This is a genomic window from Actinomadura hibisca NBRC 15177 (assembly GCF_001552635.1).
Taxonomy (GTDB): domain Bacteria; phylum Actinomycetota; class Actinomycetes; order Streptosporangiales; family Streptosporangiaceae; genus Spirillospora; species Spirillospora hibisca.
Genome location: NZ_BCRO01000002.1, coordinates 123728 through 138797, shown reverse-complemented (window position 1 = coordinate 138797; position 15070 = coordinate 123728). Strand labels below are relative to the sequence as shown.

The window sequence follows — 15070 nt, the reverse complement described above, 5'->3', positions numbered from 1 at the left end:
GCCAGGCGAGCCCCCTGGGCCGGGACTTTGAAACACTGCCTAAACCTGGCGGCGGTGGATGGCGGCCTCGATGCCGTCGAGCAGGACGGCCAGGCCCGCGACGAACGTCTGCCGCGCCTCCTGCTCCATGTAGGGGGTGTGCTCGTCGTGCTCCTCGTAGGCACCCTGCCCGCTCATCCAGGCGAGGGCGGGGAACCGTTCGGCGAAGTCGGGCGCGACCTCCGCCAGCAGTGCCGACCGCGCGTACCACCACTCCTCGTCCGAGATGCCGGTCGCCGCGGCGACCTGGCGCACCTCGGCCGCCGTCTGCGCCGAGCCGCGCACGAGGTTGAACAGCGCACCGGAGACCCACCGCAGGAAGACGGCGGGCTGCCCGGTGTCGCGCAGGACGCGCAGCACCGTTTCGAGCATGCGGTGCTCGTTGGGGCCGAGCACGGGCCGGGCCTGCGACACCTGGAGCACCCAGGGATGGCGCAGGTAGAACGCCCACAGATCCTCGGCCCAGGCGGTGAGCGCCGCCCGCCAGCCGCCGGTCAGGGGGTAGTCGACGGGCAACTCGGCAAGCGCGCGATCGTACATCAGATCGACCAGCTCGCCCTTGCTGGGCACGTAGGTGTAGAGGGCCATGCCGGTGCGGCCGAGGCGCTCGCCGACCGCGCGCATCGACAGCGCGGCCATGCCGTCGGCGTCGGCCACCGCGATGGCCGCGTCCACGATCACGTCCACGCTGAGGCCGGGCCGGGGACCGGGGCGCGGGGACGCGGGACCGGGCGCGCGCCACAGCAGGTCCATCGAGCGGCGGGCGTCGCCCTGCCCGGCGAAGACGACCAACGCGGAACCCCTTATGCCATAAACAGACGTGCCCTACGGGCTAAGGGTAGAGGAGGGGCGACACCGCGCTCACGCGCGGTCATGGCGGCCGGATCAGCCTGACCGCGCAGCCTGGATGTCACGGTCGTTCAGGACCGGCCAGACGCCCAGGATCAGCAACGCGACGCAGCCTGCTCCGAGCCAGAATGGCGCGGCCAAGCCCAGATAGCGAGCCAGCAGCCCGCCTCCGGCCGCCCAGAGCTTGCCGAAGTCAGACCCGAGCCGCCTCCCGCCCATGACCGTTCAGACGCGAAGCGGCCGGGCGGTGTTCGCCGCCCGCTCGCGGTCAGCGCGGCGCGGCGGCTCAGTCCGCCGTGCTGGGGCGCGGGGTTACGGGGCCTCGGCGTGGTGGTGGGAAGGGTATTCGCGGCGCATGTTCTCCCCGTCCTTCGGCCAGCCGGGCGGTGAGTCCTCCCAGGCCTGCCGCCGTCCGTACACCGTCCGGTCCAGGAGCGAGTAGCTGTTGTCCATCGCCTCGACGCCTCGGCCGTCGGTCCAGTAGGTCTCGTAGACCCTGTCGCCTTGCCTCAGGTAGCACACCAGGGAGAACAAGCCGGGCGTGCGGCCGGGCAGCAGGGCCTCGGCGGCGTCCTTCTGCACCGAGTACCAGGGCATGTCGAGGCCGAGCAGGTCGCGGTAGCGGACGCTCTCCTCGTAGGGGCCCTGGCAGAAGGTGGCGTAGGTGACGTCGCGGGCGTGCAGGTGGAACAGGTCGCGGACCTGGCCGTTGAAGAACGTGCATCCCGGGCACTGCTTGGCGGCCGGTCGGCCGTCGTGCCACATGTGGAAGTAGGCGATGAGCTGCTGGCGGTCCTCGAACGCGTCCAGCAGCCGCAGCGGGCCGTCGGGGCCGATCAGCGGGGTGTCGGCGTCCACCTCCACCATCGGCAGCCGGCGGCGGGCCGCCGCGATCGCGTCGCCCTGGCGCGTGTGTTCCTTCTCGCGGACGCGCAGGGCGTCCAGCTCGGCCTGCCAGGTGGCGCGGTCGACCACTGGGGGTGATGCGATGTTCGTCTTGTTGTTCATGGTGCCCTTCTCCGTTTCAGCCGTCGAGGTGCTCCTTCAGAGCGTCGAGCGGACCGTCCCAGTCGCGGGCCAGCGCGGCCAGGAACTGCTGCGCCACCCGCATCGGCGCCGAGCGCAGCCGGTAGCGCACCCGGCGCCGCTCCCCCGGCTCGGCCGTCACCAGGCCGACCTCGGTGAGCAGCGCCAGGTGCTTGGCGATCGCCTGCCGCGTGATCGGCAGGCGATCGGCCAGGTCGGTGGCCGTGGCCGGGCCCGCCGAGGCGAGCGCGGCCAGGATGGCGCGGCGGCTCGGGTCGGCCAGGGCGACGAAGACCTGTTCGGCGACGGCCTCGTTGTCGAGCGTCATCGGTCAGGCGGCGCCGAGGTGGTCGGCCAGCTCGCCCAGCTCGCTGGCCCAGCCCTGGACGTGGTCCTCGTACTCCTTGCGGTACTCGTCCGCGGTGAGCTGGGCGAAGCCGGACTCGACCACCTTCAGGCGCGTGCCGGTGCCGGCCGGTTCGAGCGTGAACTCGACGTAGGTGCGGCGCGGGTCCTCGTCGGACAGGCCCTGCAGGGGCCAGGTGAAGGCGAACACCTCCGGCTCCTCCACCCGCTCCACGCGCATGTGGACGGTGGGGCCGTCCTTCCAGCTCATCCAGGCCGCGCCGCCCGGCCGCAGGTCGATCTCCGCCGCGTTGCCGAACCAGGCGCCCAGGCCCTCGGCCGTGGTGATCGCCGCCCAGACCTTCGCCGGCGGGTGGGCGAGCTCCATGGTCCGCTCGATGTGATCGGGAAAAGCCATGACGGCCTCCAATATGTAGCAACTGTGTGGTTGCTACGTTATGGCAACCTGTTGGTTGCGTCAACGGCCTCGGTGATCTTCTCGATCAGTGCGGTGTAGCGGGGGCGACGGTCGGGACGGGCCCGGCCGGCGGTGTGCCGCAGGGCGGGGAGGGCGGCTTTTCCGAACGTCGCCAGGGCGGTGGCGGCCTCGCGGCGGATCTGCGGGTCGGCGTGGACCAGCAGTCCGACCAGTAGGGGGATTGCTGGTTTCCAGGACGCGCGGGACACCGTTCTGACGGCCGACCGCACCAGGTCGGGCTTGGGGTCGTCCAGTAGCCGGACCGTCTGTTCCAGGTAGGCGTCCCGGTCCAGCGCCTTGCGGGCGATGCGGTGGGCGTGCAGCCGGACTCGTGCCTCCGGGTGCCCGATTGACTCGATCAGCAGGTTTCTGAAGTCGGGGTCAGGGGTGGGTGGGCCTGCGGGAGCGTCGGTGTACGTCTCGGCCAGGCGTGACAGGGCGCGGCGGATCTGCTCGGTGGTGCCGGTCCGGGCGAGATGGAACAGGTCCGCGCGGGACGGTTGCTGGTGGTTTGCAGGGGTTGCGCGAGTGCGCAGTGAGGTTAGGGCGGTTGCGTCGTGCAGGGATGCGTCGGGGCTGCGCAGCGGGCCTTGTACGAGGGTGATTCGGTCTGCGATGTCCGCGTGGCCCTCCACAGCCTTTTTGAGGGAAGGGGTGCTCAGCAGCGTCCGTCCCGTTAGCAGGTCGAGTACGCCCATGCGCCGTTGTCGAGACGGGTGGCGAGGGCGGCTGCGAGGGTGTCGGGGGCGACCTTGCGTAGGGCTTGTTCGGCTTCGCTGCCGCCGTTCTCCCACTCTTCGAGCAGCAGCGGGATGTAGTGGTCCAGCTGTGGGGAGGGCAGGTGGGCGGCGACGCTGGCGGTTCGGGCGAGGTCGGCGCGTAGGTCCTTGTCGTCCATGGCTGGCAGGGACGCGGCGAGTGCGGGCGTCACGGGGATGTCGATCCGGCCGTGCAGGAACGCGCGCAGGACGGTGCTTCGGATCTCCGGTTCCGGCCAGGTGAGCAGAGTGTGAGCGGCGGTTTCGCGGCGGGCGGGGGCAGGGTCGTCGAGCATCGCGATCAGGCGTTCGCGTTGTGCGGCCGAGCGGAGCTGGTCCAGGTCGGAGGGCTTGGGTGCCCGCTCTTCGCTGGTCTGGCGGCGGTTTTGTTCCGCCAGGCTCCAGGGTGGTGCGCCGATCGGTTGCAGCTCGATCATCTGCTCTAGCAGGTGGGTGCGCGTCGTCGCGTCGGCTGTTGGGAACGCCTCGATCAGCCTGTTGAGACGGGCTCGTGAGGGTGGCTTCTCTTCGTCGGGGCGGATCGCGAACGTCTCGCGCAGTACCTTCTTTTCGATCTGCCACGGGTTGGGACCGCTGCGTGCCGTCTTCAGTGCACGATCCAGGTCGGTGCGGTCCAGCACGGCTCCGGCTTGTCGCAGCAGCATCAGGGGCAGGTGGGCCTCCACCGTCCCCGGTAGTGCGCGGAGGTCGGCGTGGATGGCGAACGCCTCGGCGGCCGACGCTTTCGGCAGCACCTTTTCCAGCAGGCTGAGCAGTAGGTCGCGGTCTTTGTCCGGCAAGTTGGGCAGTGTTGCGATGAGCCGCCGCGCTGCTCGTGTGAACGTCGTCAGTTCCTCGTCGGACCACGGCGGCGGGCACAACCGCAGGACGAACCGCATGACGTCGGGATCGGCGGCGGCCAGCTCCAGCCAGCGCGCGAGCATCGGGCGCAGGGTGTTGTGGCGACGGTCCGGGGTGTGGGTGGTGGCGATGCGGCGGGCGATCTCGTGGTCCCAGCCGCGCTTGACCAAGGTCTCGACGTCGTGGTCGAGTGCTGAGGGCCACGTGGACGGGGTATGCAGTGCCGTCAGCAAGCGGTCTTGCGTCGTTTGGTCGGTGGCTTGGGCTGCGGCGGCGGTGATCGTGGCCGTGAACGTCCCGCCCAGGATCGTCCGCAGCGCGCGCACGATCTCGGCGCGCAGGCCCGGGTTGTCGTGGGAGCCGAGCCAGGCCAGCAGTTTCGGTACGGCCGCCGGTGCGCCCGCCTCCGCCAGCGCGGCGGCGGCCGTCTTCTTGATGTTCATGTTGGGGTGATCGAGGCAGGCCGCGATCGCCTCGGCCGCCCATACCGCGCGGGCGCGCGCGAGGGCCAGCAGTGCTTGGCGGACGGTCTGCACGTCCGGGGCCGCCGTCAACGGGACCAGGCTCGCCGACAGCACCCGCGCGTCGGTCTCCTCGGCCAGCAGGGCGATCACCCGCTTGCGGACGTGCCGATCGCGATGACGCAGCAATGGGTGCAGGCGGGCGCGGACTGGGACGTGCGGGGTCCGCAGCGGTAGGCCGAGCAGGATCATCTGCTCGGCGGGGGTGACGTCCGGGCGTTCCAGCAGGTCCAGCGCTAGATCGGCGACCAGGGCGGGGCCCGCGTCCGTCGCGCGCTCGACGTCCAGCAGGCAGCGGGGACGGATCTTGGCGCGCTCATGGAGGCGGCGGCCCAGGTCGCTGAGCGCTGTCACGATTCCGGCGGGCACCTCCGGCTCGGCTCCCGGTCCGCCGGGCGCGTCCGGTGCCCAGGACGCGGCGAGGTCGGACACCACGCGAGTAGCAGCGGGTCTTCGGCGGTCAGGGTGACGATCTGGGGCACGTCTTCGCGCGTCGCCAGGCCGCCGAGTGCTTCCAGTGCGCGCTGTCTTGTCCGGGGCGGCCGGGTCTGGTCGGCGGCGATCTCCTTGAGCAGGTCTTGATGGCCGTGGCGTGCGGCCACTTCAATCGCTGCGTCGACCGGGCCGGTGGCGAGGAAGGCGCGCACCGTCTCGTGTGGCAAGGGGGCGAGTGCGGCCCAGGGTTCGGTGAGTTCGCGCAGCGCACCGGTGTCCTTGGCGAGATCGACCAGAAGTGCGCGGGCGCAGTCAGGGGTGAGGCGTCCGGTGTGCAAGGCCTGGCGTAGCAATCGCACTGCTTCGGTGCGCAACACAGTGTCGTTTCGCGCCGTCAGCTCTTGGATGAGCCGTTCTGGTTCCTGAGGAGCGTCCATGTCTTGAACGGCCCGGTAGAGCAGGTCGCCCAAGGGCTCGTCTCGTACGCGTTCTGGATGAGCGCAGATCTCGGTGCCTAGCCAGGCGATGCGGGCCTGCGCTGGCAAATCTGCCGTCCGCCACTCCGGCAGTGCCTCAAGGTGTAGCAGCCGATGTACGCGCGCCTGCGCGAGGGTTGCTTCCGGCGATTTCTCTAGAGCGTGCGGCAACGCCCCTGCGTACTCGGAATCGTCGTCACGTCCCGCGCCGAGCCGGTCGGCCAGGCAGACCAGGCCCAGTCGCCGCAACCTCCCGTCCCGGTGCCGCAGCAAGGCGGTCAGGGCATCGGGCTCGACGGTCTGTGGATCGAGAACAGTCGCGAGCCGGTCCAGGTCCGCGCGTTCGATTGCGGCCTGGATCGTTTCGCCCACTGATGTCATGGCCGCGATCCTAGGTCGCCCTCACTCCATGGCGATTTCCGTTCGCGGCCGGGTCGGCGCGGTGAAGGAGGGGTCGGCCATCGGGAGATCCCCGCTGCGGGCCTCCGCAAGCACTTTCGGGTCGAGCCGCGCGACGGCCAGTCCCGGGTCGGCATCGCCCGCGTCGGCCAGCAGGTTCCCGTCCGGGCCCCAGATGGCACTGTTCCCGCAGCCGTACAGCGAACCACTAGGGCCGTTGTGGTTGGCAGCGACCACGTACAAGGCGTTGTCCAAAGCGCGTGCCGGGCCGAGGACGGCGCGTTTGCGCTCCCCTCGGCCGCGCGGGAACAGTGCGCTCACCAGGTAGGCGTGGCAACCGTCGAGCGCGGCGGCGCGCGCGTGCTCGGGGAAGCTGGCGTCCCAACAGATGGCGACGCCCAGCCGCCAACCGTCCAACGTGAGCGTGCAGCCGCGCGGCCCGGCCGTGAAGCCCGCGCCGCGTTCGTCGGAGTCCACGTGCTGCTTGGCGTAGCTGGCGGCGACGCGGCCGTCGCGGTCGAGAACCAGCACGCCGATGTGCGTCTCCCCCGTCTCCGGGACGTGGACGGGCGCGCCCACCATCACGGCCGTGCGGGTGTCGGCGCACGCCGTGGCCAGGGCGTCCAGCCTGGCGTCATCGCCGGTCACGGTGTGCCGCGCCGGGTCGGCCGTGATCGTCTCCATCTCGTAGCCGGTGAGGAACAGTTCCGGCAGGACCAGCAGGTCCGCGTCCCGCTCGGCGGCGCGACGGACCAGGTCGGCGGCGGTGGCGGCGTTGGCCGCCACGTCCAGCGCGGCGCAGGCCGCCTGGCCTGCCGCGATCGTCAGAGGGACGCCGGGCACGACGCGCAGGTCGTTCATGCTCGTGTGAGTCTGATGTCGCCGGTCCCCGTGTGTGCGCGCACCTCGACCGTCTCCTCGGCCTCCTCGGGCCCGGTGGCCGCGTCCAGGTCGCTGTGCACGCGGCCGTACTGGGTGCTGACGTCCAGCCACGCGGCGCTGCCCCGGCCGATGCCGACCTCCAGGTTCCCGTAGGCGGTGTCGAGCGTGACGCTGCCGCGCACGACCTCGCCGACCCGGATGCTCCCGTAGGCGGTGCGGGCCTGCACCCCCGCCAGGGCGCGGGCGACGGTGATGTCACCGGAGGCGGTGTTCAGCGCCAGGTCGCCGCGCACCTCGCCCAGGGTGATCTGCCCGTTGGCGGTCTTGACGGTCGCGCCGCCCTCGATGGAGTCGACGCGGATGCGCCCGTTGGCTGTGACGACCTCGGCGTCGCCCTCGACGCCGGTGATGGTGATCTCGCCGTCGGCGGTGTGCAGGCGCAGCGGGCCGGTCCGGTCGAGCCAGACCTCCCCGGCCGCCGACAGGCGGGTGCGGCCGAGCCGTCCCGTGGCGTGCACGTCGGTGACGTGCCGGGCCTCCAGGTGCGAGCCGGACGGCACCTCCAGCGTGATGTCCACGTTCCCCGTATGGCCGAACAGCGAGCCCAGCAACGACCGGGGCCGGGTGGTCGGCGTCCTGATCAGCAGCCGTCCGGCGGCGTGCTCGACCAGCGTGCGGCCCGCGGCCTCGATGTCGGTCTCGTCGTCGGGCTCGGCGGCCCGCACCTGCACGACGGTGTCGGCGCGGTCGGAGGCGGTGAGCCGCACGCGCCCGGTCGACTCGATGACGATCAGTGGCGGCTCGGGAGTGGCGAAGGAGGGCATCGTCAGCGCACCCAGCCGGTGTAGTGGCGGGCGGAGCGCGGCCCGTCGCCGCGCGGCGGCGCGGGGGGCCGCGGCCCGCCCTGGCCCGGCTCCAGCGCGCTGGTGACGGCGCGCACCAGCCAGGCGTTGACCGACAGCCCGGCGCCGCTCGCGGCCTCCTCGATGCGCGGCTTGAGGTGCTCGGGGACGCGCAGCGAGATCCGCGCCGTCCCGCCGTCCTCGGGCTCGGGGGCCGCCGGGCGGGCGGCCTGCGCGGACGGCGGCGGCCCGACCTCCTGCGGTGTCGGCACGGCGGGCGGCGAGGCGACGGCGAAGACCGGGTCGCGGCCGCGCAGCCGCACCTCGACCGAGCCGGGCGCCAGATCCCGGGTCACCTCGTCGGCGGCGGCCGACAACGCCTCCAGCAGCACCAGCCGGGCGGCCGACTCCAGCGGCGCGGTCAGGCGCTCGGCCAGCTCTTGGGCCTCCTGACCGCCGGCGGCTGCGGCGACCGCCAGCTCCCGGCGCAGATGATCGACATACGGTGCGAGATCCATGACGCCACTATGACGCCATCCGGCGGCGAAGGCGACCCGGGCCAGGGGGTTCGGCGGACTCCGATGACGTCGCCCACGCGTGCGGTTGCCGCTCCCGCCGGGCCGCGCTACCTTCACCATCCAGATGATGAGATCATATGTTTTGAACATCCAAAATCTGGAGGAGCCGTGCCCACCCCCGTCCCCGAACTCGACCTCGCCGACCCCGCGGTGATCGGCGACCCGTTCACCGCCTACGGGCGGGCCCGCGAGCGCTCGCCGCTGGTCCGGCTGCTGGTCCCCGGCATGGCCCCCATGTGGGCGCTCACCCGCCACCGGGACGCGCGGGCGCTGCTCGGCGACCCGCGCTTCGCGATCAACGCCGCCAGCTTCGTCCCGCCCTCGGTCCCCGACGACTGCCGCCCCTACATGCGGACCATGAGCGAACTGCCCGCCGCCGAGCACCTGCGGCAGCGGCGGCTGGTGTCGCCGGCGTTCAGCGCGCGCCGCGCCGCCGAGTTCCGACCCCGCATCGAGCCGCTGGTGGCGGCGCTGCTCGACGACGTGGCCGACCGGGCGGCCCGCGCCGAGGACGGCGTGGTGGACCTGCTGGAACACTTCGCACGCCCGCTGCCCATGGACGTCATCTGCGAGCTGGTCGGCATCCCCCACGAGGACCGTCCCCGATGGCGCGAGTACGGCGCGACCGTGGCGTCGGTCGCGGGCGCGTCCTTCGCCGAGGCCATTCCCGGCATCATGGCCGGAGCCAAGGCCGCGGTCGCGCGCCGTCGTGCCGAGCCTCGGGACGACCTGCTGTCAGACCTCATCCGCGCCCAGACCGAGAACGGCGACCGGCTCACCGACACCGAGATGGTCACGCTGGTGTGGCACCTGGTGCTGGCCGGGCAGACGCCCACCAACCTCATCGCCAACGCCGTCGCCGAACTGCTCGGCCGTCCCGACCAGCTCGCCGCGCTGCGCGCCGACCCCGGCCTGATGCCGGGCGCGGTGGAGGAACTGCTGCGCTGGTGCGGGCCGACGCTGCTGTCCATCCCCCGCTACGCGTACGGCGACGTGGAGCTGTTCGGGACCACGGTGGGCAAGGGCGAGGCCGTCACCGCGTCGATCGCCGCCGCCAACCGCGACCCGCGCGCGTTCACCGACCCCGACACCTTCGACATGCGCCGCCCCGCCGGGCAGGCGGGCCACCTCGGCTTCGCCCACGGCGCGCACTTCTGCCTGGGCGCCTCCATCGCCCGCGTGCAGACCGGCGTCGCGCTGACGGCGCTGCTGGCCCGCTTCCCCGACCTGGCCCCGGCCGCGCCGATCGCCGGGCTGCGCGCGCCCGATCCAGGCACCTGGCGGCTGACGGCGCTGCCGGTCACCCTCTGAGCGGGACTCAGCGCGGCTTCTCGCCCGCCTCCAGTGAGGCGAGCGCCCGCTGCAACCGCGCCGTCCGGGTCTCGGGCCTGCGGGCCTTCATCAGCCCCAAAAGGATCGCGTACCGCTGGGAGCGGGTGAGCGCGTCGAAGGTCTCCCTGGCCCGGGGGCTGGCGTCCAGGGCCGCTTCCAGGTCGGGCGGCGTGGTGGCGTCCTTCTGCCCCGCGTAGGCCGCCTCCCACCGGCCGTCGGCCTTGGCCGACTCGACCGCCGCGAGGCCGGACGGACGCATCCGGCCCGCGGCGGTCAGCGTCTCGACGATGTCCACGTTCACCTTCGACCAGTTGCCCTGGGGGCGGCGCGGCGAGTAGCGCTGGAGGAAGTGCTCGGCGTCGAGGGAGCGGGTGTGGCTGTCGATCCACCCGTAGCACAGGGCGACCTCCAGCGACTCGGGGCGCGTCACGGTGGGCCGGGCGGCGTTCTTCTTGGCCTGCTTCAGCCACACCGCGCCGCACCGGTCGTGGTTGGCGGCCAGCCACTCCTCCCACGCGGCGGCGTCGGCGAACTCCAGGATCTCGCTCGGGTCGGGGGCGCCCATCGGTCTCAGCCCTGCTTCACGGTGGAGAGGACGTCCAGGTAGTGGACGTTGTACATGATCCCCAGGATGTTGCCGAAGGGGTCGATCACCGAGGCGGTGACGAAGCCGGGGCCGTGCTCGGTGGGCGGGGTGTGCTCCTTGGCGCCCAGCTCCAGCAGCCGCTCCAGGGTCGCGGTCAGGTCGTCCACGTGCCAGTGCACGATCGCCCCGCCCGGCTCGCCGTCGTGGGTGGCGGGCGCGAAGCGCGAGTTGACGATGCCCAGCTCGTGCAGGTAGTCGCCGATGCGGAACTCGATGTAGGCGGGCTGCCCGTCGGGCCCGGAGCGGTCGAAGTACGCCTCCATGCCGAGGAACTCGCTGTACCAGTCCCGGGCCGCCGCGACGTCGTCGGCGTAGAAGGTGACGGTGGTGAGTCCGCGCAACATGGTGCCTCCTGCTGTTAGTGGGGCGACCGCTTTCCGCGGTGCCGTTAAGAAGAACAGTAGGAGGCATTGAGGAACGTGCGGTTCCTCAATAGTGGCAGAATCGGAAGAATGTTGGAGACCTCCGTACGGCTGCTCCGGTTGTTGTCGTTGTTGCAGGCACGTCCCGACTGGCCCGGCCCGGAGCTGGCGGCCCGGCTGGAGGTGACGCCCCGGACCGTCCGCAACGACGTCGAGCGGCTGCGCCTGCTCGGCTACCGGATCGACTCCACCAGCGGCCCGGCCGGGGGTTACCGGCTCGGCGCGGGCGCGGCGCTGCCGCCGCTGATCCTGGACGACGAGGAGGCCGTCGCGGTGGCGGTCGGCCTGCACGCCGCCGCCAGCGGCACGGTCACCGGCATCGAGGAGACCTCGCTGCGCGCCCTCGCCAAGCTCCGGCAGATGTTGCCGTCGCGGCTGCGGCACCGCATCGAGGCGTTGCGCGCCGCGACGTTGTCGGTCTCGGTGCCGGGCCCGACCGTGGACGTCGCGACGCTGACGGCGGTGTCGGCCGCCGTCCGCGACCACGAGCGGCTGCGCTTCGACTACCGGGGCCGCGAAGGGGCGAGCAGCGTGCGCGACGTCGAGCCGCACCGCCTCGTCTACACCGGGCGGCGCTGGTACCTGCTGGCCTGGGACGTCGCTCGCGACGACTGGCGCACCTTCCGCGCCGACCGGATCAGCCCCCGCACCCCCAACGGCCCGCGCTTCACCCCGCGCACGCCCCCGGAGGGCGGCGCCGTCGCGCACGTGCTGAGCGGGACCGGCTCGCGCGCCTGGCTGCACCGGGCGCGCATCCGGCTGCACGCGCCCGTCGAGGAGATCACCGAGCGGCTGCCGCCGGAGGCCGGGCTGGTGCACGACGAGGACGGCCGGAGCTGCGTCCTGGAGACCGGCTCGGACTCGCTGCGCGACCTGGTGATGTTCCTGACCAGGCTGGACGTCGCCTTCACCGCCCTGGAGCCGCCCGAGCTGCGCGACCTGCTCCGGACGATGGCCGACCGCTACCGCGCCGCCGCCGACGGATAGCCGCCCGGCGCCTGCGAGCGCGCGGAAGATCTTTCAAGAAAATCGGGCCGCCGTGTCGATCCGGGCCGTTCCCGTTCGACGCAGGGGCGAGGGTGGGACCGGCCCGCCCCTCCGGAGGAGGAACCATGCCGCGCTACCTGACGATGATCCGGATGGACGAGAGCGCCCCGCCGCCCGCCCCCGATCCCGACTTCGACGCCCGCATGGGCGCGCTGTTCAAGGAGATCACCGAGGCCGGGGTCATGGTGGAGACCGCCGGGCTCGCGCCGACCGCCGAGGGCACCCGCGTCACCTGGGAGGACGGCGAGCTCGGCTACACCGACGGCCCGTTCACCGAGACCAAGGAGGTCGTGGCGGGCTACGCGATCCTCCGGGCCGCCGACCGGACCGAGGCGCTGAAGTGGGTCCGACGTTTCCTGTCCGCGCATCCGAAGAACTGGAACTTCGCCTGCGAGCTCCGCGAGATCACCGAGGAGTGACGCCGGGCCCCGGCCGGGGCGGCGAGCGCCCCGGCCGGCAGAGGCGCGGGTCAGAGGCCGACGCCCCGCATGGCGTTGTTGCGCCACTGGTCGACCGCGCGGATGTAGTCCAGGACGACCGGTGACTTCTCGGCCCACCGGCCGTGCGCCGCGATGATCGAGACCGGGACGCCCGCCGCGTAGGCGCTGGTCGCGGCCCCGCTGCGCAACGAGTGACCGCTGTAGCTCTCCGCCAGCCCGGCGAGGGTGGCCCGGCGCTTGACGATGTCGCTGACCGACCGTCCCGTCAGCCGCACCGTCGCAGGCCCGGCCGTTCCCGGCTCGCCACCGATGCGGCCGTGGCGGTCGATCGGCCGGAACAGCGGCCCGCCGTCCAGCCCGCGTTCCCGCAGCGCGTCGGTCCAGGCGACGGTGGCGCGCACCGCGCAGGTGTCCGCGTGCTGCCCGTAGGGGACGTTGCGTTGCGCGCCCTGCGCGGACTGGTCGGTCTTGGACCGGCGGATGAAGGCGACCAGGCCCTCCTTCTCGACGTGCAGATCCTCCAGGTCGAGCCCCGACAGCTCCGAGCGGCGCGCCATCAGGTTGAACCCGAGCAGCAGCAGCGCGCGGTCACGCAGGTCGGCGGGGGTGCCGGGCTCGCAGGTCTCGACCATGGCGCGCAGGGCGTCCAGCAGCAGCGGCGTGGCCTTGCGGACGCGGTTGCCCCGGTCGGCCCATTCGCGGCGGTAGGCGCGCAGCAGCAGGATCGCGGCCCGGGTGTCGGGCGTGCCGGGGTGCCCGTTCTCGGCGTGCCGGGTGCGGATGGCCCCGAGCGCCTGGTCGATGGTCGCCGGGGCCAGCTCCATGCCGATCAGCCGGGAGACGTAGTCGGCCAGGGACTGCGGCGTGGCGGGCAGCGAGACGCGTCCGGCGTCGGCGCACCAGCGGGTGAACTGGCTCCAGGCGCGGTCGTAGGCGCGCCGGGTGTTCTCCGGCCGCGCCTCCAGGAGCTTGCGCGCGGTGTCGGCGGCGATCGTGAAGTCGATCTCGCTGTAGACGACCGGGGCGGGCGGCTCGCCCCCGACCGCGACGGCGGTGTCGGCGGGCACGAGCTCGTGGTGCCGTTCGCTCAACGACGGGCTCCTGACCTGCATGGCGCCGGAGCCGGACCGAGCGTTGAGGTGCCGGGCCCGGTCCCCGCGAGGGTGGGTGCGTCGGCTCCCAGTGTCCCATCACGCGTGGAGACCAGATCGTCAGGCCGTGCCGATGCGCGTCGCGGCGACCACCCCCGCCGAGTAGTGCATCGTGAAGCCGCCTCCCACCGCGTCGATGGCGTCGCCGATGCCCGCCACGACCTCCCGCAGTTTCTCCGGCGGGAACCGGTTATGGCCACCGGCGGTGGGGAGGCCGTCGAGCCATTCGTCGCGCGTGTAGTGCAGGTCCCAGTCGAACCGCCACTGCTCGGGCTCGCTGAACCCGCCCGCTTCCCGCATTCCGTCGATCGCCTTGGTGAACAGCGTCGAGTACATGTTCAGGCCGGGCATGACCTCGCCGTAGATCGGCAGCTCGGGCAGCACGCGACGGTAGACCTCGGCGAACGCTTCGGCCAGTTCGGGTTGCGGCTGGAAGACGTTCCAGAACGGTGCCAACAGCCCGCCGGGCCGCAACACCTGCGCCGCCTTCGCCGCGCCCGCGATCGGGTCCACCCAGTGCCACGCCTGACCGGCCACGACCGCGTCGAACTTCCGTCCGGCGGGATCCCACGCCTCGAACGTGGCCGCCTCGGACTCGACGCCGGTGCGCCGCGCGAAGTCGGCCATCCGCGTGTCGGGCTCGACACCGAGGACGCGGCACCCGGCGGCCTGGAGCTGGCGCGCGGCGATGCCGGTCCCCGAGCCGACCTCCACGAGGTCGGGGCCGGGCGCGACGGCGACGATCCGCTCGATCAGCGCGTCGGGATAGCGGGGGCGCGCGCGGTCGTAGCGTTCGGCGTCCACACCGAAGGACTCGGCCACCTCGCGAAGCTGATGGGGCTCGTTGGAGGAGGGAGAGGCCCCTCCCGGCACTAGAGTGGGCATGTGCCCACCATAGTGGGCAAGCGCCCACTCGACAATGGGCGCGACCGGTGAGCGGAGAGGGACGCACGTATGCCGACCGGAGTGGCCATGCGCGACGCGCGCCGGCAGCTGTTCGACGCGGCCGAGCGCATCCTGCTCAGGGACGGGCCGAACGCGCTCACCAGCCGCGCGGTCACCACCGAGGCGGGCTGCGCCAAGGGCGTCCTGCACCGGCACTTCGCCGACTTCGACGCCTTCCTCGTCGACCTGGTGCTGGACCGCATCGCCCGCGTCGAGGCCCAGACGGCCGAGCTGCGCGAGGCGGCCGGGACCGGCACCGTCGCCGGCAACCTCACCGACGCGCTGACCTCGCTGTTCGGCTCGATCGCCGTGGCGATCGTCAGCCTCATCACCTTCCGCGACGAGCTGCGCGTCCGGCTGCGCCGGATCAGGCCGCCCGGCGTCCCGCTGGCCACCGAGGGAGTGGCCATGCTCGCCTCCTACCTCGCGGCCGAACGCGAGCTGGGCCGCGTCGCGGCGGACGCCGACGTCGAGACGCTCGCGCTGACGCTCGTCGGGTCCGGGCACCTGCTGTTCGCCGGGCGCGAGGGCGAGCCGCCGGAGCGGGCGGCGGTGCTCAAGGTGGTGACCACGGTCGTCCCCGGCACCGCGTCCTAGC

The 15070-nt window shown here is 72.6% G+C and carries 18 protein-coding genes; 4 read left to right on the top strand and 14 right to left on the bottom strand.

The window, feature by feature from the left end; all coding sequences use genetic code 11:
* Nucleotides 1-39 precede the first annotated feature (39 nt).
* The 10 genes from AH6_RS01930 to AH6_RS01880 all read right to left on the bottom strand — a co-directional run bounded on the left by AH6_RS01930 (nt 40) and on the right by AH6_RS01880 (nt 8429).
* On the bottom strand, nt 40-831 hold the full coding sequence (locus tag AH6_RS01930; protein WP_067472392.1) for a TetR/AcrR family transcriptional regulator C-terminal domain-containing protein: 792 nt from the start codon (nt 829-831) through the stop codon (nt 40-42).
* 369 nt (nt 832-1200) lie between these two features.
* The gene (locus AH6_RS01920) at nt 1201-1896 is read right to left on the bottom strand and encodes a DUF899 family protein (RefSeq protein WP_067472386.1); all 696 of its coding nucleotides are present in this window, start codon (nt 1894-1896) and stop codon (nt 1201-1203) included.
* Between the two features lie 16 nt (nt 1897-1912).
* Nucleotides 1913-2242: an ArsR/SmtB family transcription factor gene (locus AH6_RS01915; protein WP_067472383.1), complete on the bottom strand. Its 330-nt coding sequence runs from the start codon at nt 2240-2242 to the stop codon at nt 1913-1915.
* Between the two features lie 3 nt (nt 2243-2245).
* Nucleotides 2246-2677, bottom strand: coding sequence for an SRPBCC domain-containing protein (locus AH6_RS01910; protein ID WP_067472380.1), 432 nt, complete (start codon nt 2675-2677; stop codon nt 2246-2248).
* A gap of 38 nt (nt 2678-2715) precedes the next feature.
* On the bottom strand, nt 2716-3435 hold the full coding sequence (locus AH6_RS01905) for a HEAT repeat domain-containing protein (RefSeq protein ID WP_083982122.1): 720 nt from the start codon (nt 3433-3435) through the stop codon (nt 2716-2718).
* Nucleotides 3414-5231 carry a HEAT repeat domain-containing protein gene (locus tag AH6_RS01900; protein ID WP_157431205.1) on the bottom strand — a complete coding sequence of 606 codons (1818 nt, stop codon included), beginning with the start codon at nt 5229-5231 and terminating at the stop codon, nt 3414-3416. Before AH6_RS01900 ends, AH6_RS01905 begins: the two co-directional genes overlap by 22 nt.
* Nucleotides 5228-6169: a hypothetical protein gene (locus AH6_RS01895; RefSeq protein ID WP_067472369.1), complete on the bottom strand. Its 942-nt coding sequence runs from the start codon at nt 6167-6169 to the stop codon at nt 5228-5230. The genes AH6_RS01900 and AH6_RS01895 overlap by 4 nt, the downstream gene beginning before the upstream one ends.
* 21 nt (nt 6170-6190) lie before the next feature.
* Nucleotides 6191-7048: a carbon-nitrogen hydrolase family protein gene (locus AH6_RS01890; RefSeq protein WP_067472366.1), complete on the bottom strand. Its 858-nt coding sequence runs from the start codon at nt 7046-7048 to the stop codon at nt 6191-6193.
* Nucleotides 7045-7893 (bottom strand): DUF4097 family beta strand repeat-containing protein, encoded by an 849-nt coding sequence (locus AH6_RS01885; protein WP_067472364.1) that lies wholly within the window; start codon nt 7891-7893, stop codon nt 7045-7047. The genes AH6_RS01890 and AH6_RS01885 overlap by 4 nt, the downstream gene beginning before the upstream one ends.
* Nucleotides 7894-7895: 2 nt before the next feature.
* Entirely contained in the window at nt 7896-8429 is a 534-nt protein-coding gene (locus AH6_RS01880) for a histidine kinase (protein ID WP_067472361.1), read from the bottom strand.
* A 168-nt stretch (nt 8430-8597) separates the two neighbouring features.
* Here AH6_RS01880 and AH6_RS01875 point away from each other — a divergent pair, with 168 nt between their 5' ends.
* The gene (locus AH6_RS01875; RefSeq protein WP_067472358.1) at nt 8598-9800 is read left to right on the top strand and encodes a cytochrome P450 family protein; all 1203 of its coding nucleotides are present in this window, start codon (nt 8598-8600) and stop codon (nt 9798-9800) included.
* A 7-nt stretch (nt 9801-9807) separates the two neighbouring features.
* Here AH6_RS01875 and AH6_RS01870 read toward each other — a convergent pair whose 3' ends face one another.
* Together AH6_RS01870 and AH6_RS01865 are read right to left on the bottom strand one after the other, a co-directional pair.
* Nucleotides 9808-10386 (bottom strand): YdeI/OmpD-associated family protein, encoded by a 579-nt coding sequence (locus AH6_RS01870; RefSeq protein ID WP_067472355.1) that lies wholly within the window; start codon nt 10384-10386, stop codon nt 9808-9810.
* A 5-nt stretch (nt 10387-10391) separates the two neighbouring features.
* A complete protein-coding gene (locus AH6_RS01865; protein ID WP_067472352.1) occupies nt 10392-10811 on the bottom strand; it encodes a VOC family protein in 420 nt (139 codons plus the stop codon).
* Nucleotides 10812-10919: 108 nt separating this feature from the next.
* On the opposite strand from AH6_RS01865, the gene AH6_RS01860 reads away from it, so the two are divergent.
* Together AH6_RS01860 and AH6_RS01855 are read left to right on the top strand one after the other, a co-directional pair.
* Nucleotides 10920-11876 (top strand): helix-turn-helix transcriptional regulator, encoded by a 957-nt coding sequence (locus AH6_RS01860; protein ID WP_067472348.1) that lies wholly within the window; start codon nt 10920-10922, stop codon nt 11874-11876.
* Between the two features lie 125 nt (nt 11877-12001).
* Nucleotides 12002-12355, top strand: a complete 354-nt coding sequence (locus AH6_RS01855) for a YciI family protein (protein WP_067472345.1) — start codon at nt 12002-12004, stop codon at nt 12353-12355.
* Between the two features lie 50 nt (nt 12356-12405).
* Here AH6_RS01855 and AH6_RS45185 read toward each other — a convergent pair whose 3' ends face one another.
* Nucleotides 12406-13467: a site-specific integrase gene (locus AH6_RS45185; protein ID WP_218005676.1), complete on the bottom strand. Its 1062-nt coding sequence runs from the start codon at nt 13465-13467 to the stop codon at nt 12406-12408.
* Between the two features lie 120 nt (nt 13468-13587).
* Entirely contained in the window at nt 13588-14349 is a 762-nt protein-coding gene (locus tag AH6_RS01845; protein ID WP_245679124.1) for a class I SAM-dependent methyltransferase, read from the bottom strand.
* A 132-nt stretch (nt 14350-14481) separates the two neighbouring features.
* Between AH6_RS01845 and AH6_RS01840 the strand changes: the two genes are divergently transcribed.
* The gene (locus tag AH6_RS01840; protein ID WP_067472339.1) at nt 14482-15069 is read left to right on the top strand and encodes a TetR/AcrR family transcriptional regulator; all 588 of its coding nucleotides are present in this window, start codon (nt 14482-14484) and stop codon (nt 15067-15069) included.
* The last annotated feature ends 1 nt before the right edge of the window (nt 15070 follow it).

What these genes read in the sequence shown, in the direction of transcription:
- AH6_RS01920 (WP_067472386.1), bottom strand. Translation starts at nt 1,896, where the DNA reads ATGAACAACAAGACGAACATCGCATCACCCCCAGTGGTCGACCGCGCC.
- AH6_RS01915 (WP_067472383.1), bottom strand. Translation starts at nt 2,242, where the DNA reads ATGACGCTCGACAACGAGGCCGTCGCCGAACAGGTCTTCGTCGCCCTG.
- AH6_RS01910 (WP_067472380.1), bottom strand. Translation starts at nt 2,677, where the DNA reads ATGGCTTTTCCCGATCACATCGAGCGGACCATGGAGCTCGCCCACCCG.
- AH6_RS01905 (WP_083982122.1), bottom strand. Translation starts at nt 3,435, where the DNA reads ATGGGCGTACTCGACCTGCTAACGGGACGGACGCTGCTGAGCACCCCT.
- AH6_RS01895 (WP_067472369.1), bottom strand. Translation starts at nt 6,169, where the DNA reads ATGACATCAGTGGGCGAAACGATCCAGGCCGCAATCGAACGCGCGGAC.
- AH6_RS01890 (WP_067472366.1), bottom strand. Translation starts at nt 7,048, where the DNA reads ATGAACGACCTGCGCGTCGTGCCCGGCGTCCCTCTGACGATCGCGGCA.
- AH6_RS01885 (WP_067472364.1), bottom strand. Translation starts at nt 7,893, where the DNA reads ATGCCCTCCTTCGCCACTCCCGAGCCGCCACTGATCGTCATCGAGTCG.
- AH6_RS01880 (WP_067472361.1), bottom strand. Translation starts at nt 8,429, where the DNA reads ATGGATCTCGCACCGTATGTCGATCATCTGCGCCGGGAGCTGGCGGTC.
- AH6_RS01870 (WP_067472355.1), bottom strand. Translation starts at nt 10,386, where the DNA reads ATGGGCGCCCCCGACCCGAGCGAGATCCTGGAGTTCGCCGACGCCGCC.
- AH6_RS01865 (WP_067472352.1), bottom strand. Translation starts at nt 10,811, where the DNA reads ATGTTGCGCGGACTCACCACCGTCACCTTCTACGCCGACGACGTCGCG.
- AH6_RS01860 (WP_067472348.1), top strand. Translation starts at nt 10,920, where the DNA reads ATGTTGGAGACCTCCGTACGGCTGCTCCGGTTGTTGTCGTTGTTGCAG.
- AH6_RS01855 (WP_067472345.1), top strand. Translation starts at nt 12,002, where the DNA reads ATGCCGCGCTACCTGACGATGATCCGGATGGACGAGAGCGCCCCGCCG.
- AH6_RS01840 (WP_067472339.1), top strand. Translation starts at nt 14,482, where the DNA reads ATGCCGACCGGAGTGGCCATGCGCGACGCGCGCCGGCAGCTGTTCGAC.